This is a genomic window from Flavobacterium sp. B114r (assembly GCF_056824125.1).
The window spans coordinates 5,639,092-5,663,189 of the sequence record NZ_CP124858.1 but is presented as its reverse complement, the minus strand read 5'-3'; the positions used below and the strand labels follow the sequence as shown (position 1 = coordinate 5,663,189).

Annotated in this window: 24 protein-coding genes; 1 reads left to right on the top strand and 23 read right to left on the bottom strand. The window is 34.1% G+C overall.

Features of this window, described 5'->3' with window-relative positions:
• Positions 1 to 287: 287 nt before the first annotated feature.
• On the top strand, positions 288 to 1,046 hold the full coding sequence (gene yaaA / locus QLQ94_RS23530) for a peroxide stress protein YaaA (protein ID WP_271334328.1): 759 nt from the start codon (positions 288 to 290) through the stop codon (positions 1,044 to 1,046).
• A 489-nt stretch (positions 1,047 to 1,535) separates the two neighbouring features.
• Here yaaA and QLQ94_RS23525 read toward each other — a convergent pair whose 3' ends face one another.
• The 23 genes from QLQ94_RS23525 to QLQ94_RS23415 all read right to left on the bottom strand — a co-directional run bounded on the left by QLQ94_RS23525 (position 1,536) and on the right by QLQ94_RS23415 (position 23,921).
• Positions 1,536 to 3,122 (bottom strand): MDR family MFS transporter, encoded by a 1,587-nt coding sequence (locus QLQ94_RS23525; protein WP_271334327.1) that lies wholly within the window; start codon positions 3,120 to 3,122, stop codon positions 1,536 to 1,538.
• A 4-nt stretch (positions 3,123 to 3,126) separates the two neighbouring features.
• On the bottom strand, positions 3,127 to 4,206 hold the full coding sequence (locus tag QLQ94_RS23520) for an HlyD family secretion protein (RefSeq protein WP_271334326.1): 1,080 nt from the start codon (positions 4,204 to 4,206) through the stop codon (positions 3,127 to 3,129).
• A 12-nt stretch (positions 4,207 to 4,218) separates the two neighbouring features.
• Entirely contained in the window at positions 4,219 to 5,538 is a 1,320-nt protein-coding gene (locus QLQ94_RS23515) for a TolC family protein (RefSeq protein ID WP_271334325.1), read from the bottom strand.
• Complete coding sequence (locus tag QLQ94_RS23510) at positions 5,528 to 6,157, bottom strand: TetR/AcrR family transcriptional regulator (RefSeq protein ID WP_271334324.1); 630 nt, start codon at positions 6,155 to 6,157, stop codon at positions 5,528 to 5,530. The genes QLQ94_RS23515 and QLQ94_RS23510 overlap by 11 nt, the downstream gene beginning before the upstream one ends.
• A gap of 600 nt (positions 6,158 to 6,757) precedes the next feature.
• On the bottom strand, positions 6,758 to 7,519 hold the full coding sequence (gene trpA, locus QLQ94_RS23505) for a tryptophan synthase subunit alpha (RefSeq protein WP_271334323.1): 762 nt from the start codon (positions 7,517 to 7,519) through the stop codon (positions 6,758 to 6,760).
• 66 nt (positions 7,520 to 7,585) lie between these two features.
• On the bottom strand, positions 7,586 to 7,906 hold the full coding sequence (locus QLQ94_RS23500) for a gamma-glutamylcyclotransferase family protein (protein ID WP_271334322.1): 321 nt from the start codon (positions 7,904 to 7,906) through the stop codon (positions 7,586 to 7,588).
• Between the two features lie 158 nt (positions 7,907 to 8,064).
• Positions 8,065 to 9,246, bottom strand: coding sequence for a tryptophan synthase subunit beta (trpB, locus tag QLQ94_RS23495; protein ID WP_271334321.1), 1,182 nt, complete (start codon positions 9,244 to 9,246; stop codon positions 8,065 to 8,067).
• Between the two features lie 12 nt (positions 9,247 to 9,258).
• The gene (locus tag QLQ94_RS23490; RefSeq protein WP_482498698.1) at positions 9,259 to 9,882 is read right to left on the bottom strand and encodes a phosphoribosylanthranilate isomerase; all 624 of its coding nucleotides are present in this window, start codon (positions 9,880 to 9,882) and stop codon (positions 9,259 to 9,261) included.
• 166 nt (positions 9,883 to 10,048) lie between these two features.
• Entirely contained in the window at positions 10,049 to 10,828 is a 780-nt protein-coding gene (gene trpC, locus QLQ94_RS23485; RefSeq protein ID WP_271334319.1) for an indole-3-glycerol phosphate synthase TrpC, read from the bottom strand.
• A 5-nt stretch (positions 10,829 to 10,833) separates the two neighbouring features.
• Entirely contained in the window at positions 10,834 to 11,523 is a 690-nt protein-coding gene (locus QLQ94_RS23480) for a hypothetical protein (RefSeq protein ID WP_271334318.1), read from the bottom strand.
• Positions 11,524 to 11,527: 4 nt separating this feature from the next.
• Positions 11,528 to 12,523 (bottom strand): anthranilate phosphoribosyltransferase, encoded by a 996-nt coding sequence (gene trpD / locus QLQ94_RS23475; protein WP_271334317.1) that lies wholly within the window; start codon positions 12,521 to 12,523, stop codon positions 11,528 to 11,530.
• 91 nt (positions 12,524 to 12,614) lie between these two features.
• Positions 12,615 to 13,019, bottom strand: a complete 405-nt coding sequence (locus QLQ94_RS23470) for a GNAT family N-acetyltransferase (protein ID WP_271334316.1) — start codon at positions 13,017 to 13,019, stop codon at positions 12,615 to 12,617.
• A 74-nt stretch (positions 13,020 to 13,093) separates the two neighbouring features.
• Positions 13,094 to 13,660: an anthranilate synthase component II gene (locus QLQ94_RS23465; protein WP_271334315.1), complete on the bottom strand. Its 567-nt coding sequence runs from the start codon at positions 13,658 to 13,660 to the stop codon at positions 13,094 to 13,096.
• Positions 13,661 to 13,757: 97 nt separating this feature from the next.
• Complete coding sequence (locus tag QLQ94_RS23460) at positions 13,758 to 14,204, bottom strand: hypothetical protein (RefSeq protein WP_271334314.1); 447 nt, start codon at positions 14,202 to 14,204, stop codon at positions 13,758 to 13,760.
• A gap of 78 nt (positions 14,205 to 14,282) precedes the next feature.
• Positions 14,283 to 15,683: an anthranilate synthase component I family protein gene (locus QLQ94_RS23455; protein WP_271334313.1), complete on the bottom strand. Its 1,401-nt coding sequence runs from the start codon at positions 15,681 to 15,683 to the stop codon at positions 14,283 to 14,285.
• Positions 15,684 to 15,974: 291 nt separating this feature from the next.
• Positions 15,975 to 17,255 (bottom strand): hypothetical protein, encoded by a 1,281-nt coding sequence (locus QLQ94_RS23450; protein ID WP_271334312.1) that lies wholly within the window; start codon positions 17,253 to 17,255, stop codon positions 15,975 to 15,977.
• 209 nt (positions 17,256 to 17,464) lie between these two features.
• Positions 17,465 to 18,031 carry a YceI family protein gene (locus QLQ94_RS23445; protein WP_271334311.1) on the bottom strand — a complete coding sequence of 189 codons (567 nt, stop codon included), beginning with the start codon at positions 18,029 to 18,031 and terminating at the stop codon, positions 17,465 to 17,467.
• 31 nt (positions 18,032 to 18,062) lie between these two features.
• Positions 18,063 to 18,695, bottom strand: coding sequence for an NAD(P)H-dependent oxidoreductase (locus QLQ94_RS23440; RefSeq protein WP_271334310.1), 633 nt, complete (start codon positions 18,693 to 18,695; stop codon positions 18,063 to 18,065).
• Between the two features lie 4 nt (positions 18,696 to 18,699).
• Positions 18,700 to 19,161: a MarR family winged helix-turn-helix transcriptional regulator gene (locus tag QLQ94_RS23435; RefSeq protein WP_271334309.1), complete on the bottom strand. Its 462-nt coding sequence runs from the start codon at positions 19,159 to 19,161 to the stop codon at positions 18,700 to 18,702.
• 366 nt (positions 19,162 to 19,527) lie between these two features.
• Positions 19,528 to 21,105 carry a glycerol-3-phosphate dehydrogenase/oxidase gene (locus QLQ94_RS23430; RefSeq protein WP_271334308.1) on the bottom strand — a complete coding sequence of 526 codons (1,578 nt, stop codon included), beginning with the start codon at positions 21,103 to 21,105 and terminating at the stop codon, positions 19,528 to 19,530.
• Positions 21,106 to 21,222: 117 nt separating this feature from the next.
• Positions 21,223 to 21,702 carry a DUF6691 family protein gene (locus QLQ94_RS23425; protein ID WP_271334307.1) on the bottom strand — a complete coding sequence of 160 codons (480 nt, stop codon included), beginning with the start codon at positions 21,700 to 21,702 and terminating at the stop codon, positions 21,223 to 21,225.
• A 10-nt stretch (positions 21,703 to 21,712) separates the two neighbouring features.
• A complete protein-coding gene (locus QLQ94_RS23420; RefSeq protein WP_427401698.1) occupies positions 21,713 to 22,282 on the bottom strand; it encodes a YeeE/YedE family protein in 570 nt (189 codons plus the stop codon).
• A 220-nt stretch (positions 22,283 to 22,502) separates the two neighbouring features.
• A complete protein-coding gene (locus QLQ94_RS23415; RefSeq protein ID WP_271334305.1) occupies positions 22,503 to 23,921 on the bottom strand; it encodes an MBL fold metallo-hydrolase in 1,419 nt (472 codons plus the stop codon).
• Between the last annotated feature and the right edge of the window lie 177 nt (positions 23,922 to 24,098).

Sequence of the window (24,098 nt, the reverse complement as noted above, 5' to 3'; positions counted from 1 at the left end):
TGCAAATTTACAACATAGAAAATGCCTATTATAATCTATAGTCCACTTTTTTGAATAAATTCACAGTTTGAGGTGGAGAATTTTATCAATCAGAAAAATGGTTGCCACGAATTGCACGAATTTCCGCGAATTTTATTTTTGTAAACTTAATTCGATTGAATCTAATTAGTGATAATTCGTGTAATTCGTGGCAAAAAAAACATTGATACCGTTATCAAACAAATCAATTGCAATAATATCTTTTTAGAAATTCAATTTGTATTTTTGAATTCTATAAAAACGCACACATGAAAATTGTTATATCGCCGGCGAAGTCTTTAAATTTCGAAAAAGAATTACCAACTACCCAATATACAGAACCTGCTTTCTTAAAAGAAGCGCGTCAGGTTCATAAAGTTTTAAAAGAAAAAAAACCGTCTGAACTATCTGAATTAATGTCTATCTCAGATAAATTAGCAGATTTAAACTGGAAAAGAAATCAGGATTGGAAAACGCCTTTTACGCCTGATAATGCACGTCCGGCAATTTATACTTTTGATGGAGATGTTTATACAGGTTTAGATGCGTATACAATTCCGCTTGAAAAGTTAGAGGTCTTACAAAATAAACTTAGAATTTTATCCGGACTTTATGGTGTTTTAAAACCATTAGATTTGATGCAGGCGTACCGCTTAGAAATGGGAACAAAATTGCCAATTGGCGAATACAAGAATCTGCATGAATTCTGGAAACCAACCGTTACTAAAGCTTTAAATAAAGAACTTGAAAAAGGAGAGTTGTTTGTGAATTTAGCCAGTAATGAATATTTTTCGGCTGTAGATGTAAAAGCCTTAAAAGTTCCTGTAATTACTCCGGATTTTAAAGATTATAAAGATGGGAAACTTAAGATCATCAGTTTCTTTGCCAAAAAGGCAAGAGGTATGATGGTTCGTTATATTATCGATACGAATGCAGAAACAATTGATGACTTAAAAGGTTTCGATTATGAGGGATATCATTTTGATGCTAATCTTTCAGAAGGAAATCATTTGGTTTTTACAAGATAGGTTTTTTTTGAGGTGCTAAGTCTCTAAGTTGCTCAGGTTCTAAGTTTTTTGCAAGAGAGTCGGAGACTCGGACTATATTGTAGGGAGGGATTTTTTTTTAAAAGATGCTAAGTCTCTAAGTTGCTAAGAATCTAAATTTTTTGCAAGAGAGTCGGAGACTCGGACTATATTGTAGGGAGGGATTTTTTTTTAAAAGATGCTAAGTCTCTAAGTTGCTAAGATTCTAAGTTTTTTTGTAAGAGAGTCGGAGACTCGAACTATATTGTAGGGAGGGATTTTAATCCTTTTGATTTGAGGTACAAAGGTTCAAAGAAACAAAGGTTCATAGGTTTGTAATTGTTTCAGTTTAAAATTGAATAGACACCAGCTTTAGCTGGAGGAAATTAATAAAATCTAAAATTGGCTTTAGCCGAATTATTCCAATTATGTTAAATAAAAAAGCCGGACTAAATAAATAGCCCGGCTTTTTCGTATTATAAATAATTATTATTAATGCATTGCATCAGCAGGATTAATCTTGTTTTTTCCTTTTTTAATGAAAAATATAATCGGAATACAGCATAAAAACATGATTCCTAGGTACATGAAAATATCAATGTATGACATTACTGTACTTTGTTTTAAAACGGCATAATCTATAGCCTGATACGCTTTTTGTAATGCTACATCTGAACTATAGCCTTTTGATTCAAAAGCTCTTTGCATTCCTATGATGCGTTCCTGAACCTGGTGGTTTGTAGGATCTAAATTATTAATCAAATTCACTCTGTGTTCCTGACTAAAACGAGTTATAAATGTCGTGATAATCGCAATACCAAATGATCCTCCTAATTGTCTCATCATACCGGTAAAAGCAGCTCCTTCACCAATATGTTTTCCTTTTAATGTAGAAAGCGAAAGCGTTGTGATAGGTACAAATAGTAATCCCAATCCAATTCCTCTTAAAATCAAAGGCCAGTACATATGTTCAACTCCAGTATCAGGAGTCATACGTGTCTGCATCATAAAGGTAAAAAAGAAGAATACTAAAAATCCAACTCCAACCATATAACCTTGCGGAACACCTTTTTGAATCATATTACCAACAAATGGCATCATGATCGCTGTTGTGATCGAACCCGGAATCAATAATAATCCGGCATCAGTCGCTGTCCATCCTAAAACAGATTGCGTATAAATTGGGATAATTAAAGTTGATCCGTATAAACCGAAACCAAGAATAAAACACATTACTGTTCCAATTCTTAAATTCCCATCTTTTAAAACACTCAGGTTTACGATTGGATATTTATAAGTAAGCTCCCTCCATATAAATAATACCAATCCAAGAACCGTAACAACACTTAAGGTTACAATAAGCGAATCATTGAACCAATCATCTTGTTGACCATGTTCGAGAACGAATTGCAGTGATCCAATAAAAGAAGCCAAAAGTATAATTCCCCACCAGTCTACCTGGTTTGCTTTTAATTTTTCTCCATATTTTGGGCTTCTTACGAAAGTAAGTGCCAGAATAGTTGCAATAATTCCTAACGGAATATTGATATAAAAGATATAAGGCCAGGAGTAATTATCTACTAAATAACCTCCCAAAGGCGGACCTAAGGTTGGACCAACAATTACACCCATTCCGTAAATAGCCTGTGCCATACCACGTTTTGCTATAGGGTAACTTTCGGTAATAATAGTTTGAGCTGTTACTAATAAAGCTCCTCCTCCCATACCTTGTACGAACCTAAAAGCTACCAGTTCCCAGATATTAGTGGCATTTCCGCATAAAAAGGAACAGACTGTAAATAGTATGATAGAAGCCACAAAATAATTACGTCTTCCAAATTGCTGCGAAAGCCAACTCGTCATCGGAATTACAATAACATTCGCAATTGCGTATGCTGTAATTACCCAAGCCACATCAGTCAAAGTAGCACCAAGGCTACCTCGCATGTCTGTTAGTGCTACGTTTACAATCGTGGTATCTACAATTTCCAACAGTGCACAAAGTACTGCAGTAATCGTAATAATCACACGTCTATAACCGTATTCTACTAAATCATCATCTCCTTGTACTGCTGTCATTATATTATTTTAAATGTACGTCTACGTCAACATTCATACCTGGTCTTAGTAATTTTACTTTTTCAGGATCATTCGATTCATCCAAACTAATTTTTACCGGTAATCTCTGAATTGTTTTTACGAAGTTACCCGTTGCGTTATCAGGAGGTAACAATGAAAAACGTGATCCTGTTGCAGGAGAGAAAGAAGTTAAAGTTCCTTTGAATTCGTAGTTAGGGTAAGCATCTACTTTTAAGCTTACTTTTTGTCCCACAATCATTTTGTTCAATTGAGTTTCTTTAAAGTTAGCTACAACCCACGCTTCATTATTATTGATGATATAGAACAAAGATTGTCCAGGTTGAACCAATTGTCCAGGCTGAATGTCAACTTTAGAAACCTGACCGTCAATTGCTGCAGTTACAACAGTATAGGTTAAGTTTAAGTGAGCAACATCCAACATTGTTTTGGCTCTTTTGATATTTGCAGCAGCAACTTCAGTCTGTTTGTCAGAAACTTTAGATTTCGATTGAATTACAGATTTTTGGTAAGAACTTGCTCTTTGTTGTTGTTCTAAAACACGTACTTGATTCTCTGCTTCTTCTTTTGAAGATAAAGCCTGCTCGTATTGTTGTTTTGTAATCGTATGTGTTTTGTACAAATTATTGTAACGGTTATAATCGTTTGTAATTTGTCTTAATCTAATTTTCGCACTTTCGATAGAACCAGTTGCAGATCTCATATTCGCATCAGAAACTGATATGTTTGCATTTGCGCTACCAATATCAGCTTTTGCAGCTTCGTATTGACCTTCAGCACCTAGCAAAGCAGCGTTAGCTTCGTCGATTTTTAATTGGTAATCTCTTTTGTCGATAGTAAATAAAGTATCTCCTTTTTTTACAAAGTCATTATCTTTTACATACACCTTACTAATATATCCAGATACTCTAGGAATAATTGGATTCATTTTTTTCTCGATTTGAGCATCATCTGTTTCTTCGTGAGCTTGGGAGTGTAAGTATTTTGTTATTCCGTATGTTCCGCCCACTAAAACCAACACGGTTAGTATAATGATGAATTTAGTATTTGTTTTTTTCTTTTCCATGAGAGCTATCGATTATATTTTAGAAAGATTGAATGATTGTGATAATTGTCCTGATACTGAAAGTAATTCGTAATATTTTTGAATAATAGTTGCTTTGGACACAGCTGTATTTATTTTGGCACTTAATTGCTCAACATCAGCCTCAACCAAATCATTGGTATCCGCCAAACCATTGTCGAATTTATCCTTAACAAGTCTGTAATTTTCAGATGCCTGTTGAAGTGCTTCGTCATAGACAACACTTTGATTGATGGCTAAGTCATAATCTTCGATAGATTTTTGAACCTCAACCTTAATACGGTCTGTCATTACGGCTTCTGTATTTTTAACTTCCAAAGCTCTGCTTTCAGCTTCTCTTACGTGAGCACTATTTTTGTAAATTCCAGAGATGTCATAAGTTAAACCCAGACCAAAGTTCATCGCATATTTTACAGTAATGATGTCTTTAAGATCTAAAGCAGTATAACCACCAAGTAATGCTAATGTAGGATAGTAGGCTGCCCTTGCAACTTTAATATTTGCGTCCGAAGCTTTTTGTTGAAAACGAATAGCTTCTAAATCTTTTCTGTTTTGTAAAGCTAAAACATCAGATGTTGGTGCATTGCTGGTTTTTAAATTAAAGAAATCAGCTTCATTAACCTGAAGTTTTGTACCAGGATCCAACTTCAATAAAGTAGTTAGATAAAAGTTGATGTTATTAAGATTGTTATTTGCTTCATCAATTGATAATTGTGTTTTTGAAACTAATAATTGCGATTTTAATAAATCATTTCTAGGAATGATACCGTTTTTCTCTAATTCAATAAAATCAGTAACACGCTGTTTGGCGCTTTTTTGATTTTCGTTTAAAACATCCAAAGTTTTTTGAGCTTTATACAAAGCGGTGTAGTAAGTAATTACACGTAACGTAACATCTTCTTTTGTTTTAGCAGCATTTGCATTTTCAGCTCCGTATAAATTATCAGAAGCGTTAATGCTGTTTTGAATTTTAAATCCTGCAAAAAGAGGCAAACTTAAATTGGCCATTCCAAGCATTGCTCTGTCAGGAGATGCCAGAGATGCATTTTCACCCTGATTAGGCATACTAATTGAAGCTTTTGTAAGTCGTTGATATTGGCCGGAAACTTTAATATCCGGATACTGACTGTTTTTAACTTCTTGTAATTCGTACTTTTTTGTGTTTACCTTAGTATTGGCAAGCGTAACTTCGTTACTCTTCTCCCAAGCCATTTTTACGGCTTCGTCTAAGGTTAAACTTGTTTTTTCTTGTGCTTCTATTGATGAAATTCCGATAAAGAAAATACCAAAGAGCATTAATTGATTAATTTTCATAAACAAGTAGAGCTTTTATAGTTTGTTGAATGTGCTTTGTAAGACTGTTTTTAATGTAATCATTGTACATTGCTTCTGTTTTTAAATTCAGTAATTCTTCGAAGAAAGGTTTATTCATATGAAAGTGAAAAAAAGTTCCAATGATAGTAGGAGTGATAAGAGGAATGATTACATCTTTTCTAAAGATTCCTTTTTCCTGACCTTGAGTAATAATGCTCTCAACAGATTTTAAGTTTCCTTTTTTTAACTCTGTAAAAGCAATAAAACTTTTTTCTCTCTTTTTTGCATTGATTTCAAAATGCAATACCCTGAAAATCCCTTTGTTACAACTAATCCTGTTAATGTAAATTTCGATTAATTTATTGACTTTTTCAATAGGTTCGAGATTTTCCTGTAATAAATTTTCGAGCTGTAGTTTTAAATCAGAAGTTTTGTAGATGATTAGCGCTTCAAGCAGTCTTTCTTTTGAACCAAAATAATACGAAACCATGGCAATATTTATTTTTGCATGTTTTGAGATGTCTCGTATGGAAGTACCTTCGAATCCTTTTTCAGAGAAAAGCTTTTCAGCAACCTCAAGAATTTTAATTTTTTTATCGTTTAATTCGATGTTGTACATGATATTGTTTCTAATCGGGTACAAAATTAAACAAGCGTTTAAATTAAACAGTTGTTTAATTTTGTTTTAACATAATTTTAACAGAAAACCTTGTAGTTGTTTTTTGTAAATATTTAATTTTTAAAGACATAAAAAAAGCTGAAAAAATACCATTTGATATTGATTCAGCCTTGTGTTTTTTTTGTCTATGATAAAAGCAACTTTTTTAGGAGCTAATCCCGCTATCCGTTTCAATCTTTTGTGGCTCCCGGTAGCTCAATGTTATTAAATTAAGCCTTTTGTGGCAATTATAGCTAAAAAAAATCGCGCAAAGTCGCAAAGAAAATGGATTTAAACTTGGCGGCTTTGCGACTTTGCGCGAGATCAATTAGACAAAAGCATTGTATATTTTTCCTTAACTTAAAGACATTGCCTGATAGCTATTGGTGCTAGGTAAGTCATTTTCATGAGAATATTTTCGTTTAGTTTGTTATTCGAAGAATGAGAAATCACACTTATAATTCGATAAAGACTGGTGCTATTCTCTGTAGCGTTTTTGATGTGATTTCTCATTCTTCGAAATAACAAAACGATATCTAGATTGTTGAACTAATGATTTATTTACCTAATCTCCCCAACAAATTCTTCAATTTTTCCACTTCCTTTTTCACTTAAATGTTTAATAAAAGCACTACCTATAATCGCTCCTTTTGCGAATTTAGTAGCCTGATTAAAAGTTTCCTTATTCGAAATTCCGAAACCAATAATTTGTGGATTTTTAAGATTCATATTCGAAATTCTTTCGAAATAACTTTCCTGAGTATTTCCAAAACCGGATTGAGAACCTGTAACACTTGCAGAACTTACCATATAAATGAATCCGTTTGAAACGCTGTCGATAAAGCGAATGCGTTCGTCAGAAGTTTGTGGCGTAATCAGGAATACATTGATTAATCCGTATTTTTGGAAAATTGCTTTGTATTCATCTGCATAAACGTCAACCGGTAAATCAGGAATAATTAAACCATCGATACCAATTTCTGCACATTTTTTACAAAAAGCTTCAACCCCGTATTGTAACATTGGATTGAAGTATCCCATAATGATCAACGGAATTTTTACGCTTTCGCGGATGTTCTTTAGCTGATCAAAAAGAATTTGAGTGGTCATTCCGTTTTTAAGTGCCTGAGTAGAACTCGCCTGAATGGTTGGTCCATCAGCCAAAGGATCGCTAAAAGGCAAACCAATTTCGATTAAGTCTACGCCGTTTTTTTCTAAATCCTGAATGATTTGAACGGTATCATTTAAGTTAGGATACCCCGCCGAAAAATAGATAGAAAGTATCTTTTTATCTTCTTGTAATTTTTGAGTTATTCTGTTCATTGTTTTTATTTTTTATCCTAACACGTTTTTCTAAACAGGTTAGACAGCTATTTATATTATCTATAATTACTTATTTTCGGTATAAATCCATGCAACAGTTCCGGAGTTCAAAGTTACTTGAACCCTTTTATAGGCATTAGATTCAAATAAATCTATTTTAGCCAAATCTTCAGTCGAAATAGTGAAAAGAATACCTTTTATTGTATCCGAAGGATTTTCACTGGCTACTGCTACATGATAATCTTCAATTCCAAATTCTTCTTCGATTTGAAGATCCTTTAGTTTGTGACCATTGAGCTGGTCAGGTGTTCCGTTTAAGATTCTATTGAAAACTCGCATCTGAATTTCTTTCGATCGTAATGTTCCGTAAGAAAAGAACTGTTCCATAATAATTATTATTTTTCTCGTTATTTGTTTGCGTTAGGGATGCGAGCGAAATCTCCCGATTTAGAAAAACAAGGCTTTTTATCCTTATTTTCTGTTAATTGGGATATAGCAGACAGCCCGATCCGCCGCGGCGGAGAATGCCGAAATTACGATTTTTATTACAATTTAAAATAATCGATGTAATTGTCTAAATCTTTATCGCCACGACCAGAAAGACTGATTACTACAATATCTGTAGGTTTAAATTTCTTTTGATCCAAAACTGCAAACGCATGCGCACTCTCGATTGCCGGAATAATTCCTTCTAATTTAGTCAATTGTAAACCAGCGTTCATAGCGTCGTCATCTGTAACCGAGAAAAATTCTCCACGACCTGTTTGTGCTAAATGTGCGTGCATTGGGCCAACACCAGGATAATCCAGACCTGCAGAAATTGAATAAGGTTCTGTGATTTGCCCGTCAGGAGTTTGCATTAAAAGAGTTTTGCAACCGTGAATAACGCCTACTTTTCCTAATTTACTTGTTGCTGCACTAAATCCGCTATCAACACCTTTTCCGGCTGCTTCAACGGCAATGATTCCAACTTCTGGTTCATGCAAAAAGTGATAATAAGTTCCTGCAGCGTTGCTTCCACCACCAATACAAGCGACTACGTAATCAGGATTTTCACGTCCTTCTTTTTCTTTTAACTGCCATTTGATTTCTTCAGAAATTACACTCTGAAAACGAGTTACCATATCCGGATAAGGATGCGGTCCAATTGCAGATCCTATAATATAATGCGTGTCAACCGGATTATTGATCCAGTCGCGAATTGCTTCGTTTGTAGCATCTTTTAAAGTTCTTGATCCTGAAAGTGCCGGACGAACCTCAGCGCCTAACATTTTCATACGAGCCACATTTGGTGCCTGGCGCGCAATGTCGATTTCCCCCATATAAACGATACATTCCAATCCCATAAGAGCGCAAACTGTTGCCGTTGCAACTCCGTGTTGGCCAGCTCCGGTTTCAGCAATAATTCTTTTTTTACCCAAACGTTTTGCAACCAATATTTGTCCAATGGTATTGTTTACTTTATGTGCTCCCGTATGGTTTAAATCTTCTCTTTTGAGATAAATTTTGGTATTGTATTTTTCAGACAAACGCTTGGCAAAATAAAGCGGACTAGGGCGCCCAACATAATCTTTTAGCAATTGATCGAACTCAGCTTTAAAATCTGGTTCGCTTGTTATCTTCAAATAGTTCTCACGTAATTCTTCTACATTTGGATACAGCATTTCAGGAATGTATGCTCCTCCAAACTCTCCGTAATATCCTTTTTCGTTGACGTTAAAATTCATTTTGTTGAAATTTTAAAGGTTGACAATTTCAAGTTTTCGTTTGAAATTGGTTAATAAATTTTTGTTTTTTAATCCAGGTTCGATTTCAAATCTACTGTTTACATCGATGGCATAAACCGTTAATTTTAGATTTTTAATCGCTGCTATTTCTTCAAGTCCAATACCACCACTTAAAAAGAATGGTTTGTTGGATTTATTATTTTTTAATATTTTCCAGTTGAAAGTTGCTCCGTTTCCTCCGGGTAATTTCCCTTTGGTATCAAACAGGAAATAATCACAGACATCCTCAAAAGGTTGTAAAACCTCGAAATCAAAATCGTCTCCAATTGAAAATACCTTTATGATTTCGATTCTTTTATTGATCTTATTTTTTAATTCCTGACAAAATTCAACAGATTCTGTCCCGTGTAACTGAACGGCCTGTAAATTGTGTTCGTCGATTTTCTTGATAATATTTTCAACTGATTCGTTTACAAAAACCCCAACTTTTTTGATGGTTTTTATCAGTTCCGGAATTGTTCCGTTAAAATATCGGGCGGATTTTTCGTAGAAAATAAATCCCATATAATCGGGTAGGAGTGAACCTACTTCGATTATGTTCTCGGGATATTTCATGCCGCATATTTTGAGTTTCATTGTTGTGGTGTGTATTTTACCGCAAAGGGCGCTAAGTTTTTTATATTTTGATTGTGCTTAAAAACGCTAAGTTCGCAAAGCTTTGTGTTTTGTTTTGCCACGAAGGCGCAAAGGCGCAAAGTTTTTATTGATTTTTATTCGTGCTTATTCGTGAAATTTGTATTTATTATAAGCCTTTTATAAATTCTGTTGCTGCTTTTCCTGCGTTATCAGTTTTCATGAAGTTTTCTCCAATTAAAAATCCGCTGTAACCGTAAGGTCTAAGTTCAGAAATAGCTTCGATAGACGAGATTCCGCTTTCTGAAACTTTTACGAAATCATCCGGAATTTGTGATGCTAATTGTTTACTGAAATCAAGACTTACTTCAAAAGTTTTTAGGTTTCTGTTGTTCACACCAATCATATCCAAACTTGGCATAATCGATTTTTCTAATTCTTCTTTATTATGAACTTCCAATAAAACTTCTAATCCTAATTTCTTTGCAAATTCAGATAACGATTTGATTTCTTCACGCGTTAAAACCGCTGCGATTAATAAAATCAAATCTGCTCCAAAAGCTTTTGCTTCCAGAATCTGGTATTCGTCGACAATAAATTCTTTTCGCAAAAGTGGAATATTTACACTTGCTCTTGCCAAAAGTAAATCGTCTAGAGAACCACCAAAATATTTTCCGTCAGTTAAAACAGAAATTCCGCAAGCGCCTGCGTTTTCATATCCTTTTACTACTTCTTCAACCGTAAAACTGTGATTAATAACAGATTTTGAAGGAGAACGACGTTTGTGTTCTGCAATAATTCCAGTAGAACTTACTTTTAGTTTTTGACTTAGAGAAATCGTTTGTCTTTCAAAAAATACAGAACTTTCCAATTGCGAAACCGGAATGATTGATTTTTTAAGAACTACTTCTCTTTTTTTGTCAACTATAATTTTATCTAAAATATTCATATTCTTTAATTGATCTTTTTTTGTTTAATTACCAATGTTTCGTTTCCGTTTTTCTGAAATTCATAGTCTGAGGATTCAAGAGTTACGATGAAATCAGAATTAAAATGATTAATGATGTCTTCTAAAATTTCCGATTTCACTGCATTTAAATTTAATATCGGAAATATTCTTATTTCTTTACATATTCGTAACATCTCACTAATTGATTGAATGTGAAAATCCAATCCTAGTTGCGAATATAGAATCAAAAAATGGGAGCTTAAGCCCAAATCAAATTCCAATGCTTCGTATTTTGTTGGCGTCGGCAACTGATGATAAATATATCTTTGTTGTTCTTTTCCTATTTCAAAATCGTCAATAAAGTTGGCCATTGCGCTCATGCGAATTTGCTCCAATTCATCTACGTTTTTAATGTTTTTCCAAACGAAATTCTCCTGATTAGCTCTCGTTTGTTTTATAACGGTTTCTTTAGTTTCGTCGATTCTTTGTTTTAATTGGGCTTTTGTAAATTGATAAATAGGATCTAATGAAACCACCTTTTTATCAAATTTTGTCATTTCTGAATTGAAACTTGCAGGTCCATCCCCAAAACTGATAATACTACTATTCAAATCGGAATCAGTTAATTTAAAAATTTTGATATATTCCTCTAAACTTCGACCCCATGGAACTACACTTTTTAATTCAAAAGCCATGACTTTAATTTTTACTTAATTCTTGTAATGTATTCAATGCTTTTAATCCTTTTCCGGAGAACAAGCTTTCTTTAGCCAATTCAAAACCTTCTAGTGGAGAACATTTTGTAACGGTTGCAATTGCCATTGCTGCATTTGCACAAACAACATTATTCTGTGCTTCGGTTCCTTTTCCGGAAATGATATTGGTAAACATATCTGCCGATTCTTCGATGGTTTTTCCGCCTTCGATTTCGTTTTGTTTTAAAAGTCTAACGCCAAAATCTTCTGGTTTCAACATTCCTTCCATGTGTGATGTTATCGTTTTGGTTGGGCCTGTTAAGGAAATTTCGTCATATCCGTCAAGCGAATGTAAAATCGTAAAATTGATATCTGTATTCTGATATAAATAAGCATACATTCTTGCCAATTCAAGATTGAAAACTCCAACCAGTTGATTTTGTGGGAATGATGGGTTTACCATTGGTCCCAACATATTAAAGAATGTTTTTACAGCTAATTCTTTTCTTATTGGTCCAACATTTTTCATTGCCGGGTGAAATAAGGGAGCGTGTAAAACACAAATTCCCGCCTTGTCAATACATTTTTCCAGAAAATCAGCATCATTGCTGAATTTGATTCCCATTTTTTCCATTACGTTACTTGATCCTGAAATAGAAGAAACTCCGTAATTTCCGTGTTTAGCCACTTTTATTCCGGCTCCCGCTGATATAAAGGATGCCAAAGTCGAGATGTTGAAAGTGTCTTTTCCGTCACCACCAGTTCCGCATAAATCGATTGTATTGTATGCTGATAAATCAACGCGAACGCATAATTCTAACAATGCTTCACGAAATCCCGAAAGCTCATCGATTGTAATGCTTCGCATCATAAATACGGTCAAAAATGCCGAAATCTGACTTGGGTTGTAACTTCCGCTTGAGATATTAATCAATACGTTTTTGGCCTCTTCTTTAGAAAGCACTTCGTGATTGATTAGTTTATTTAATATATTTTTCATTTTTTCTTTTAAGTTGCTAAGGTTCTAAGTTGCTAAGTTTTTTGAGAACTGAGACTGAGACTAAAAACTGAGACTGTGACTGAATACTATTTTAATGTTCATTCCCCTGATAAATCCACATGGGTTCTGTTTTTCCCGCACGTTCAAATCCGTTCTTTTTATAGAAATCAACTGAACGTCCGTCTGCTGTAAGCATTTGCATGTGAAAGTGACTGTATTTCTCCTGCATTTTATCTACAATCAATTTTCCAATTCCTTTTCCCTGATATTCCGGAAGTACTAATAAATGCGGATAATAAACAGTTAAAAATCCGTCAGAAATTGCATTCCCAAGTCCAACTAGTTTTTTTTCTTCCCAAGCTGTAATTAAGGTTTCAGAGTTTAAAAGACCATTATACAATTCGTTTGGTTTACTTGCTGAACTCCATTCATTTGCTTTGTATAAAATCAAAACATCTTCAATATTGATTTCTTTAGTTTCTGAAATAGTAATCATTTTTTAAGGTTCTAAGTTGCTAAGATTCTGAGTTGCTAAGGTTTTTTTCTGAGACTGAGACTGTAAACTGAAAACTAGCTTTTTATCCAGTTTTCAAGAATCCTTTTTCCATTTGGAGTCAAAACACTTTCAGGGTGAAACTGAACGCCTCTTACATCAAATGTTTTGTGTCTCAATGACATAATTTGTCCGTTTTCATCGATTGAAGTTGCTTCAAGAACATCTGGCAAATTGCTATCAACAACCCACGAATGATATCTTCCTACTTCGAATTCGTTTCCTAAACCTTCAAATAAAATTTCGTCTGAAACTACTGTTTTTACATTCGTGGCTACACCATGATACACTTTATCAAGATTAGAAAGAGTTCCGCCAAAAACTTCTCCAATTGCCTGCTGTCCTAAACAAACTCCAAGAATGCTTTTTGTCGGAGAATATTTTGCAATTACCGCTTTTAATAAACCTGCTTCATCCGGAATTCCAGGACCTGGAGAAAGTAATATTTTATCGAAAGATGCAATTTCATCAATATCAAATTCATCATTTCTATATACGGTAACTTCACAATTTAAATCCTCTAAATAGTGTACTAAATTATAAGTGAAACTATCGTAATTGTCTATAACTAATATTTTTTTCATTTTTATTTTTGTTTCAGGTTTTCTTTGTTTCAGGTTTTCTTTGTTTCAAGTTTCAAGTTCTGTGACAGAAAACTGCGACTGAAAACTGATTATTTTTTTACTTTTCTCGAACGTATTTTTCAGTGATAATACGGTCTATTCCTAATTTTTCTACTTTTTCGATTCCTTTTTGAGTTAAGGTGTCATTTTTAATTTTTACTGTAAACTCAAATTTTCCATTTTCCCATTGTCTGTTATTGAAGAACTCTAAATTTTCAGTATAAATACTATCCTTTAAAGTGTATTTTCCGCCTCCGCCAAAGAATACTGCTGAACTATCTTTTCCGTTATTCAGATCATGATTGAAAAAAGCAAAATGCGTATCATTTATAATTTTAATCATTTTTGTTTTTGGATTGAAAGTCGAGAATGTCGAATCTTTCTCAGTGGTTTCTGCTGATATCAATCGCCAGGTTCCATTTAAAGGAAGTGCCTTTGAATCTTTCTTAGTTTCACAAGAAATGAATGATACAACAACAATCAAAAAAGCAATAATATTTTTCATAGGTTTTAGGTTTAGGTGTTATTTGTTTCAAGTCTGACGTTCCAACAACTTGAAACATGGAACTAAAAAAACTTGAAACTAAATTTTCTCCGCCATTTCCAGTGCTGTATTCAAAGCTCTTAGTTTATTATACACTTCCTGCATTTCACTTTCTTCGTCTGAGCTGGCAACAATTCCTGCTCCGGCCTGACAATGTAATTGGTGATTTTTACTCAGGAAAGTTCTGATCATGATCGCGTGATTAAAGTTGCCTTCAAAATCCATGAAACCAATTGCGCCTCCATAAAAATTACGATTTGTTTTTTCATAGTCTTCAATCAATTGCATGGCTCTGTGTTTTGGTGCGCCGCTCAAAGTTCCTGCCGGAAAAGTATCTGCAACAACTTGCATAGTCGTAGCTTTTTCATGTAAATGTCCTGTTACTTTAGAAACCAGGTGAATCACGTGCGAGAAAAACTGAACTTCTCTGTATTTTTCTACGTTTACATCGTGTCCGTTTCTGCTTAAATCATTTCTCGCCAAATCGACTAACATTACGTGCTCGCTATTTTCTTTTTTATCCTCAGAAAGTTGTTTGGCTAAAACCGCATCACGTTCGTCATTTCCTGTTCTTTTGAAAGTTCCGGCAATTGGGTGAATCTCCGCTTTTCTGTCTTTTACGATAATTTGTGCTTCAGGCGAAGATCCAAATATTTTGAAATCTCCATAATCAAAAAAGAACAAATATGGAGATGGGTTAATGCTTCTTAAAGCACGATAAACATTAAATTCGTCACCTTTGAAACCTTGTGTAAAACGACGAGATAAAACCAATTGAAAAACGTCACCGCGGAAACAGTGCTTTTTGGCTAAAGCCACATTGTGTTTGAATTCGTCATCGGTTAAGTTAGAGAAACCTTCGCCTTCTTTTGTGAATTTATAAGATGCAATATTTCTGGATTGCAGCAATTGTTCAATTTCAGAAATATTGTTTCTTCGGTCTACGCTATGACAAAAAATATAAGCTTCGTTTTTAAAGTGGTTGATGGCGATAATGTTTTGATAAACTGCATAAAATACATCAGGAATTAAAGTAGCGGTATCTTTTTTTGCAATCGAAACTTTCTCGAAATAGCGAACAGCATCATAAGAAATGTATCCAAATAAACCGTTATTAATGAATTTAAAATCATTTTTTTCTGATTTAAACTGACCTGAAAATTCCTGAATTACTTCCGGAATATTAGTCGAAGCATCAATATTAATTTGCTCCGCTGTTCCGTCAGGAAAAGTCTTTGAGATGATTTCGTTTTCTATTTTAATTGTCGCAATCGGGTTGCAGCAGATGTAAGAGAAACTATTATCATTTCCGTGATAATCACTACTTTCAAGCAATAGACTATTAGGAAATTTATCTCTGATTTTAAAATAAATACTTACTGGCGTAATTGTATCTGCCAGAATTTGTTTGTAATGTGTGTTGAGTATAAAAGGTTTCAAAGTATGTTGTTTTTAGTTTTTAATTTATTTTAAGTTTTGACCAAAAAAAAAGGCTTGTCGTGATGACAAGCCTTTTATATTTATAGTTTTACAGTACCATAGGAAGCTTTGTTCACGACGTTTGACGTAAATTCTTCCACCACCAAGTATTGTTTATTATTGTTTTCATATTTTATTTTGATGGGACAAAGATATAAATGTAATTTGGATTAGAATACATAAAATTTCAAAAAAAACTTTTCTAATTTTTAAAATTTGTTAAATTTCAATTCCTTGGATAGGTTTAATTGTCTAATTTCCAATTGCAATTGTATTGTTTTGGTTCACTCTAAAATCTGGATTTCCTTTGATATTAGGCGTTGTAAACAGTTCACTGTTTTTAACTTTTGTAAAACCAATTTGAAAATCAGGATTACTGTAAAATTGCTGAATAGCCTGATTTGCACCACCTGCTTCACTCGTAATTCCGCCATTGCAGCTGTTAACGATTAGATTTTTGAATGTGATTTTAGATAAGTTTACATCTCCATTTCCAATATTTCCTTCTAGTAAAACAAAAGGACTAAAGCCTGAAATAATACTATTTGTTAGATTAAAAAAAGTATTTTCTCTTACGTAAACAGATTCTCTTACAAGACCTTGATTGTTCTCTTCCAGATTAACTAATGTAATGTTATTGGCATTTATCTTAGTCAGTTTTTTAGACATATCCGTGTTTCCAATTTTATCATAGGAGTCTACTTCAAAACATCTGGACCCTGAAACATCTGATGAAAATGGGTGGCGAATAGCAATACTATTGCTTATATTAATTTGGGCACCTTGTGTAAAATCAAAATCATCGTCTGTAGTTCTGTATGAAACGAGGTTAGTCATGTTTAAATCGCCACCATAACATTCAAAAGAATCATCATTAGAATAACTAATCTGAATATTACTCAAAATTGTTTTTCTTCCAACACCCGCTAGCGAAAGTCCGTTAAGTTCTTTGGCGGCGCTAAGCTTTCGTCCGGAATATTCTATTCGAACATATTTTAAGATACCTGAATTGTCTTCGGTATCCTGACCACCGTAATGATTTAGCATAGGTTCAAGATCAAAAGGTAAAGTGTGTATGCCTCCAATGGTATTTATAGGAGCTTTCCCTAAAATGATAATTCCGCCCCAGTCGCCGGGTTTTCTTTCTGTAATTTCTTTATTTGATGTAAAAACAATAGGATCAGTTTCAAGACCTTCGGCAATAATTTTCGAACCATTGGTAATAACGAGAGTTCCACAAGTTTTATCATCTCCACGAATAACCGTTCCGGGTTCTATAGTCAAAACTGCATTTTTGGTTACATAAACAACCCCAACTAATTGATACGTATTTCGTTTTAATAGTTTAGTGTCTTTGTCAATAGTTCCGGCAATAATATTTGTCGCCTCATTATATTCAGTATTGGCAGGTTTAAAATTCGTCCAGTTGCTCATCCAGTTAGTGTTGCCAATAATCCCTTTAACTTGTTGTTGTGCTTGTATAAAAAAAGTGCTTAGAAGCATAATAATTGCAATACGTACTTTTGTTTTCATAACTATGATGTTGATTTCTAGTTTTGTTTTTTAATGAGTCCAAAATTAGAAGGCGAATGTTAATCAAAGTCTTATATGCTATTACGAAAGCGTTACGCTACTATTAAGAATGTTATCTTTTTGAAATTAGTGTAAAAAGAAACCCCAATAGTTTTAGAACCAATGGGGTTTTTTTTATAATAATAAGAATTGTATGCGAATTTAAAATATTAGAATTTTAAAGCAACAGTTAATTCGAAATCATCATTGATAGTTTTGTCTCCTAAGTTTTCGAAGAAGTTACCAGAGTTGTATTTGATATCGTATTTAGTTCTGTCAACTTTGAAAGCTGTTGTAGCAGTATTTCCAGCTACAGTGATATCAAAAGTTACAGGTTTAGTAATTCCTTTAATAGTTAAATCAGCAGTTACAGCATAAACGTCAGTAGATTTAGTACTGATAGTTTTGAAAACTAATTTTGCAGTTGGGAATTTATCAGTTCCAAAGAAATCGTCAGCTTTCAGGTGACCATTCAATTTCCCTTGGTATTCTCCAGTTAAATCTGTAGAAGTCAATGAAGTCATGTCAACAGTAAAGCTACCACCAGTTAATTTTTTTCCTTTAAAAACTACAGCACCGTCTTTAAAATTTACAGTTCCAGAGTGTTCTCCAGTTACTTTTTTTCCTACCCATTTGATAGTACTTGCTTTAACGTCGATTTTTTTAGTTTGAGCATTTACTGAAATACTAGCCGCTGCTACGAATAATGCTATTGCAATTGTTTTTAAATTTTTCATGTTGTTTAAATTGATTGTGGATTAATAATAATTATATAGTGATAAATAATTCCTCGTTTGATTTTCTAACTTTTTTGTAGTGTTGCGTATCATCTTCACCATGTCTGTAACCTACAGTAGCAATTACTGACGCGTTTAGACCTAGTTTGTCTAAGCCTAAGATTTCATTGAATGCTGCAGCATTAAATCCTTCCATTGGTGTTGCATCGATTTTTAATTCAGATGCAGCGCTTAATAAAGTTCCTAAAGCGATATAAGTTTGTTTTGCTGTCCAGATGTTTTTAGCCTCTTGCGATAAATTAGCAATTGTACCTTTCATCATATCTGCAAATCCAGCCAAAGCATCAGCAGGAACACCTCTTGTTTCGCTAATGTTTTTGATGTATGCATCTACAGATTCTGCTCCTGCGTTTAAGTCATTTGCAAAAATAAACAATTGAGACGAATCTGTAATTTGAGTTTGCCCGTAAGCAGCTGCTTTTAGCTTTTCTCTAATTTCCGGATTTTCTACGATAATAACTTTATAAGGCTGTAATCCGTATGAAGAAGCACTTAATCTAACCGCTTCTTTTAAAGTATTTAAATCTGCTGAAGATATTTTTTTTGTTGCGTCAAATTTTTTGGTCGCATATCTCCAATTTAGATTGTCTAATAATGTGCTCATAATATTAATTTTGTTGGGTTCTGTATTTTTCTAATAATTTATTTAATAATTCTAATTCTTCAGGACTTATATTCTCAGCAAATGCACGTTCATGTTCATCCACCTTCGGGTCTAATTCTTTCAAAACATCTAATCCCTTTTGGGTGATCAAAACTTCAATTTTACGTCTATTGCCGGGGCAAACATTTCTGGTAACAAAATCCTTCAAGAGCAGTTTATCTACTAATCGGGTTGTATTACTCGTTTTCGCCAGCATTCGTTCCTGTATTACACACATATTAGCAGGATTTCCTTTTTGTCCTCTTAATATACGTAACACATTATATTGTTCTCCGGATAAATCATACGGTTTTATCAACTCGTTGAAATGATCCAGAATCACGTTTTGCGTGTACATGATATTCAGAATAACTTTTTTCGCATTATCCATCTTAACTGTACTTTTTATAACCTCTTCAATTGTCATAGTCGTAAGTGTCTAATTTGTATATACAAATGTATATCTTTTAATAGTTGTATATACAAATGTTGTGTTAATTTTTTGTTAATTGAGTTAGAGCTAAATTGAAGATATATAAACCCTATATAATTAGTATAAAAATAATGTATTTTTTTAAATTAAAACATTGCTATCATGATATTTAACGATTGTTTAAACTAATCCATTTTAGAAAGTAATTCTGAAGGGGTTACTTTTTTTACTCTTTCTTAAATGCTGTCGGGCTCTGCGCGCTACTTCGGTAGCAAGCTTTTATCCCTCACGCAATAAAAAAAAGCAGAAACCTGACCGATTTTTAAACCTGTCGGGTTCGATAATTATTAAAAATAAACTTTATTGAAATTCAGATAAAAGAAATCCTTTTGAGATCTCTTTAAAGTTTAAAACCTCTTTTTTTATCCAGGTATCATCGTGTCCAAGTTCTTTTGCAATTAGTTTCGCCACTTTTTCTGAAGATTGAATTGCAGCTCTGGCGTCTAAAAACAGTAACCGAACACGTCTTGCCAGAATATCGTCTACCGTTCTGGCCATTTCATATCGAATCGCCAATACAACTTCTGCCATGGTAAACTCATGATCGGGATGTAATTTTTCGTTTAGTTCAGGATTGTTCAGTTGCAATTCGATTATTTTAGCAATATCAGAACCATAGATATACAAATGATTTTCTCTGTCTAAAGTTGTAGTGACTTTGTTTCCATGAATAGCAAGATGTTGCGTAACACATTGTTTTTTAATTAGTTTACCTGTACTAATGGCTTTATTTATAATGTCTTCGGCGATTTTTCTGTAAGTAGTCCATTTTCCTCCCGTAATCGTAATTAGTCCGGTTTCTGAAACAATGATTTTATGACTTCTGGAAACCTCTTTAGTACTTTTTCCTTCTTCTTTTGGAGCCGCCAAAGGGCGCAAACCTGCAAACACAGATAAAACATCACCTCTGCTAGGCTTTTTTGCCAAAAAACGTTGTGCTGTTTTAAGTACAAATTCAATTTCGCTTTCTAAAGCAATAGGTTCTAAACTTTGTTTTTTGATGAGAGTATCAGTTGTCCCAACAACGATTCGATTATGCCACGGTACCGCAAACAATACACGTCCGTCACTTGTTTTTGGAATCATCAAGGCATGATCACCCGGTAAAAATGATTTATCAAAAACAAGATGAATTCCCTGACTCGGTACGATATATTTTTTATAAACCGTATCGTTTAATTTCATTATGGCATTTGTAAAAACGCCAGTTGCATTGATTATCGCAGATCCTTTTAGATCATATTTGTCTCCCGTTTCCTGATCTGAAACCCGAACACCAGTTATCTGGTTTTTATCGTCTTTTAATAAAGCGACAACTTTTGTATAGTTTAAAAGGCAAGCACCTTTTTCGACAGCTGTTTGCGCAAGGTTAATAGCCAGACGCGAATCATCAAATTGCCCATCGTGATAAATAACACCACTTCTTAAACCGTCTTCTTCTACGTTAGGCAACATTTCTATTGTTTTTTTCTTCGAAATATATTTTGAACTTCCTAAACTTAAACTGCCCGCCAGTAAGTCGTAAAATTTTAATCCGATAGTATAAAAAGAACCGCCCCACCAATTATAATTCGGAATCACAAAAGATTGATTTTTGACTAAATGACCTGCATTCTGAGCCATTAAGCCCCGCTCTTTTAGTGCTTCCCGTACCAAGTGCAAATCGCCTTGTTCTAAATAGCGTACGCCGCCATGAACTAATTTTGTACTTCTGCTAGAAGTTCCTTTTGCGAAATCTACTGCTTCGACCAGAATAGTTTTGTATCCCCTGCTCGCGGCATCAAGAGCAGTTCCTAGTCCGCTTGCTCCGCCGCCTATTACAATAACATCCCACTTTTTAGTGTTTTTTAAAGTCGATAACTGTTCTGAACGTTTCATATTGTAATTCTTAGATTTCTTTTTGAAGGCGTTTATTTCTAATAACAAACATAAGGAAAAAACAAAACCCGACTAGTTTTTAAACTTGTCGGGTTTGATTTATATTAAAAAATATATTTAATGAGGAAGTTTGTCCTTAAAGAAACCGTAAACCCACGTTCCTAAAATGGCACTTATTAAAGTCACAACAATTACAGTAACTCCAGTTCCAATTTGCGCAAAAAGTGGTCCGGGACAAGCTCCGGTAATTGCCCATCCAAAACCAAATAAAAGTCCGCCGTAAATTTGTCCTTTATTAAAGGTTTTAGGCTGAATTTCTATTTTTTCTCCCTGAAGGGTTTTGATATTAAATCTTTTAATGATCTGAACAGATATAAGTCCAACCACAACGGCACTGCCAATTACGCCATACATAAAAAAGGATTGCAAGTGAAACATTTCCTGAATGCGATACCAGCTGATGATTTCGGCTTTTACGAATACAATTCCAAAAAGAATTCCGACCAACATATATTTTAGGTTCGAGAATCCCGAATCTTTGAATTGACTTCCGTTGGTTCCTTCAGTGTCTGTGTTTTTGTTTTCTAAATTATTCATTTTTGAAATTTTAAAGTGAAAGAATATAAGGTAAAATCAAAAGAGACATAATAAAACCGCCAATCATAAAGCAAATTGTTGCTACTAATGAAGGCCATTGCAAATTTGAAATTCCCATAATCGCATGACCGCTGGTACAGCCGCCTGCATAACGCGTACCAAAACCAACCAAGAATCCTCCAACGACGATCATGATAAATCCACGAAGCGTGAATAAACTTTCCCATGAAAAAAGCTGTGCTGGCAATAATCCTGAATGATCGGTGATTCCGTATGTCGCTAATTGCTCAGAAAGCTGTGGTGTAATTTCAACCGGATTTGGATTGGCTAAAAAATGCGACGCGATAACTCCGCCAAGGAAAATTCCGAAAACGAAGAATAGATTCCAGCTTTCTTTTTTCCAGTCGTATTTAAAGAATGAAATATTTGCCGGAATACAAGCTGCGCAAATATGACGAAGCGAAGAACTAATCCCGAAAGATTTATTCCCGATAATCAATAAAATAGGAACTGTTAACCCAATTAACGGACCTGAAACGTACCAAGGCCAAGGTTCTTTTAAAATTTCTAATAGAGTCATAATTTATTTTAAAATTAGATTTTTAATTTTTTTACCATTAAGATATTAAGGAGATTAAGATGTAGCAACTTAATGAGTCTTGATAAAGAAAGATTAAGAATAATTTGCCTGATAAACTTAATGTCTTAATGGTTAAATTTTACGTTCAATTTATGCTTTAAACTTCATTTTTAAAAGCCAGCAACTTAATTCTCTTAATATCTTAATGGTAAAATAAAAGTTATGCTTTCAAAACCTTGCTCTGGCAAACGAAATCTGATTTTGGAATATTGGTTTTTGCGATTGCTCCAAAACCACCTTCGATTTCGGTAAAATTTCTAAAACCGCGGGCTTGTAATATAGAAGCTGCTATCATACTTCGATATCCGCCGGCGCAATGCAAATAAAAATGTTCATTTGGGTCAATGTCTTTTACCCAGTCATTAATAAAAGCAAGCGGTTTATTGTAAGCATCGTCAATATGTTCTGCGCTATATTCGGTTTCTTTACGAATGTCGATTACTTTATCTTCTTCAATTTTAAATTGACTGGCAAATTGTTCTGCTGAAATTCGGTTAACTTTATCAGTTTCAAGACCAGCTTTTTCCCAAGCTTCAAAACCACCGTCAAGATGTCCAATAATCGAATCAAAACCAACACGGCTTAAACGTGTTACTGTTTCTTCTTCAAGACCAGCTTCTGTAACTAATATTATAGGCTGTTTTACATCGGCAACCAAAGTTCCTACCCACGGTGCAAAATCACCATTGATCCCAATGTTGATAGATTGCGGAATAAATCCTTTATAGAAATCGGCACTTTTTCTGGTGTCCAGAATCAATGCTCCCGTTTCTTCGGCAACAGCCTCAAAATCTTTTACATCAATCGCTTTCATTCCGTTATGCAAAACCGATTCAAAACTTTCGTAACCGCCTTTATTCATTGCCACATTCATACTAAAATAAGCTGGAGGAGGTAATAATCCTTCAGTAACTTCGCTGATGAATTCAGCTTCCGTCATGTTCGCACGCAAAGCATAATTGGTTGCTTTTTGATTACCAATAGTCGAAACGGTTTCTTTACTCATGTTTTTCCCGCAAGCGCTTCCTGCACCATGCGCAGGATAAACGATAACATCATCTGCAAGAGTCATGATTTTATCTCTTAACGAATGATATAAAATTCCTGCCAATTGATCTTGCGTCATTCCGGCTGCTTTTTGAGCCAAGTCCGGACGACCAACATCGCCAATAAATAATGTGTCTCCAGAGAAAATGGCGTGATCTTTTCCGTTTTCATCAATCAGCAAATACGTCGTGCTTTCCATGGTATGACCCGGAGTATGCAACGCTTTAATCGTAATATTTCCCACTTTGAATTCTTGTCCGTCTTTGGCAGAAATACAATCAAATTCACAAGCCGCATTAGGTCCGTAAACAATTGGCGCCTGAGTTTCTTTGCTCAAATCGATATGACCTGAAACAAAATCAGCGTGAAAATGCGTTTCAAAAATGTATTTGAGTTTTACGGCATCGCGTTCTAAACGATCTAAGTAAGGTTGAATTTCTCGTAAAGGATCAATAATTGCGGCCTCTCCGTTTGAAGTAATATAATAAGCACCTTGTGCAAGGCATCCGGTGTAAATTTGTTCTATTTTCATGATATGTATTCTACAAATAAGGGAATACAAAGGTAACCTACTTTTTACTTTAAACAGGTAACTTATGTTACACAAATTTGATTTTTATATAAAAAAAAGTTTGATGGTTTTACCATATAAAGCCTATAGGAAATTTAAAAAGACGCATCTAAAAACTAATTGCACTTTTAAGATTGA

Coding starts and splice junctions, on each gene's coding strand:
- QLQ94_RS23490 (WP_482498698.1), bottom strand. CDS start 9,882: ATGAAACTCAAAATATGCGGCATGAAATATCCCGAGAACATAATCGAA.
- QLQ94_RS23420 (WP_427401698.1), bottom strand. CDS start 22,282: ATGACTCTATTAGAAATTTTAAAAGAACCTTGGCCTTGGTACGTTTCA.
- QLQ94_RS23430 (WP_271334308.1), bottom strand. CDS start 21,105: ATGAAACGTTCAGAACAGTTATCGACTTTAAAAAACACTAAAAAGTGG.
- QLQ94_RS23415 (WP_271334305.1), bottom strand. CDS start 23,921: ATGAAAATAGAACAAATTTACACCGGATGCCTTGCACAAGGTGCTTAT.
- trpD (WP_271334317.1), bottom strand. CDS start 12,523: ATGAAAAATATATTAAATAAACTAATCAATCACGAAGTGCTTTCTAAA.
- QLQ94_RS23460 (WP_271334314.1), bottom strand. CDS start 14,204: ATGAAAAATATTATTGCTTTTTTGATTGTTGTTGTATCATTCATTTCT.
- trpA (WP_271334323.1), bottom strand. CDS start 7,519: ATGAACAGAATAACTCAAAAATTACAAGAAGATAAAAAGATACTTTCT.
- QLQ94_RS23500 (WP_271334322.1), bottom strand. CDS start 7,906: ATGGAACAGTTCTTTTCTTACGGAACATTACGATCGAAAGAAATTCAG.
- trpC (WP_271334319.1), bottom strand. CDS start 10,828: ATGAATATTTTAGATAAAATTATAGTTGACAAAAAAAGAGAAGTAGTT.
- QLQ94_RS23450 (WP_271334312.1), bottom strand. CDS start 17,255: ATGAAAACAAAAGTACGTATTGCAATTATTATGCTTCTAAGCACTTTT.
- trpB (WP_271334321.1), bottom strand. CDS start 9,246: ATGAATTTTAACGTCAACGAAAAAGGATATTACGGAGAGTTTGGAGGA.
- QLQ94_RS23425 (WP_271334307.1), bottom strand. CDS start 21,702: ATGAATAATTTAGAAAACAAAAACACAGACACTGAAGGAACCAACGGA.
- QLQ94_RS23440 (WP_271334310.1), bottom strand. CDS start 18,695: ATGAGCACATTATTAGACAATCTAAATTGGAGATATGCGACCAAAAAA.
- QLQ94_RS23445 (WP_271334311.1), bottom strand. CDS start 18,031: ATGAAAAATTTAAAAACAATTGCAATAGCATTATTCGTAGCAGCGGCT.
- QLQ94_RS23510 (WP_271334324.1), bottom strand. CDS start 6,157: ATGTACAACATCGAATTAAACGATAAAAAAATTAAAATTCTTGAGGTT.
- QLQ94_RS23515 (WP_271334325.1), bottom strand. CDS start 5,538: ATGAAAATTAATCAATTAATGCTCTTTGGTATTTTCTTTATCGGAATT.
- QLQ94_RS23470 (WP_271334316.1), bottom strand. CDS start 13,019: ATGATTACTATTTCAGAAACTAAAGAAATCAATATTGAAGATGTTTTG.
- QLQ94_RS23525 (WP_271334327.1), bottom strand. CDS start 3,122: ATGACAGCAGTACAAGGAGATGATGATTTAGTAGAATACGGTTATAGA.
- yaaA (WP_271334328.1), top strand. CDS start 288: ATGAAAATTGTTATATCGCCGGCGAAGTCTTTAAATTTCGAAAAAGAA.
- QLQ94_RS23520 (WP_271334326.1), bottom strand. CDS start 4,206: ATGGAAAAGAAAAAAACAAATACTAAATTCATCATTATACTAACCGTG.
- QLQ94_RS23435 (WP_271334309.1), bottom strand. CDS start 19,161: ATGACAATTGAAGAGGTTATAAAAAGTACAGTTAAGATGGATAATGCG.
- QLQ94_RS23480 (WP_271334318.1), bottom strand. CDS start 11,523: ATGGCTTTTGAATTAAAAAGTGTAGTTCCATGGGGTCGAAGTTTAGAG.
- QLQ94_RS23465 (WP_271334315.1), bottom strand. CDS start 13,660: ATGAAAAAAATATTAGTTATAGACAATTACGATAGTTTCACTTATAAT.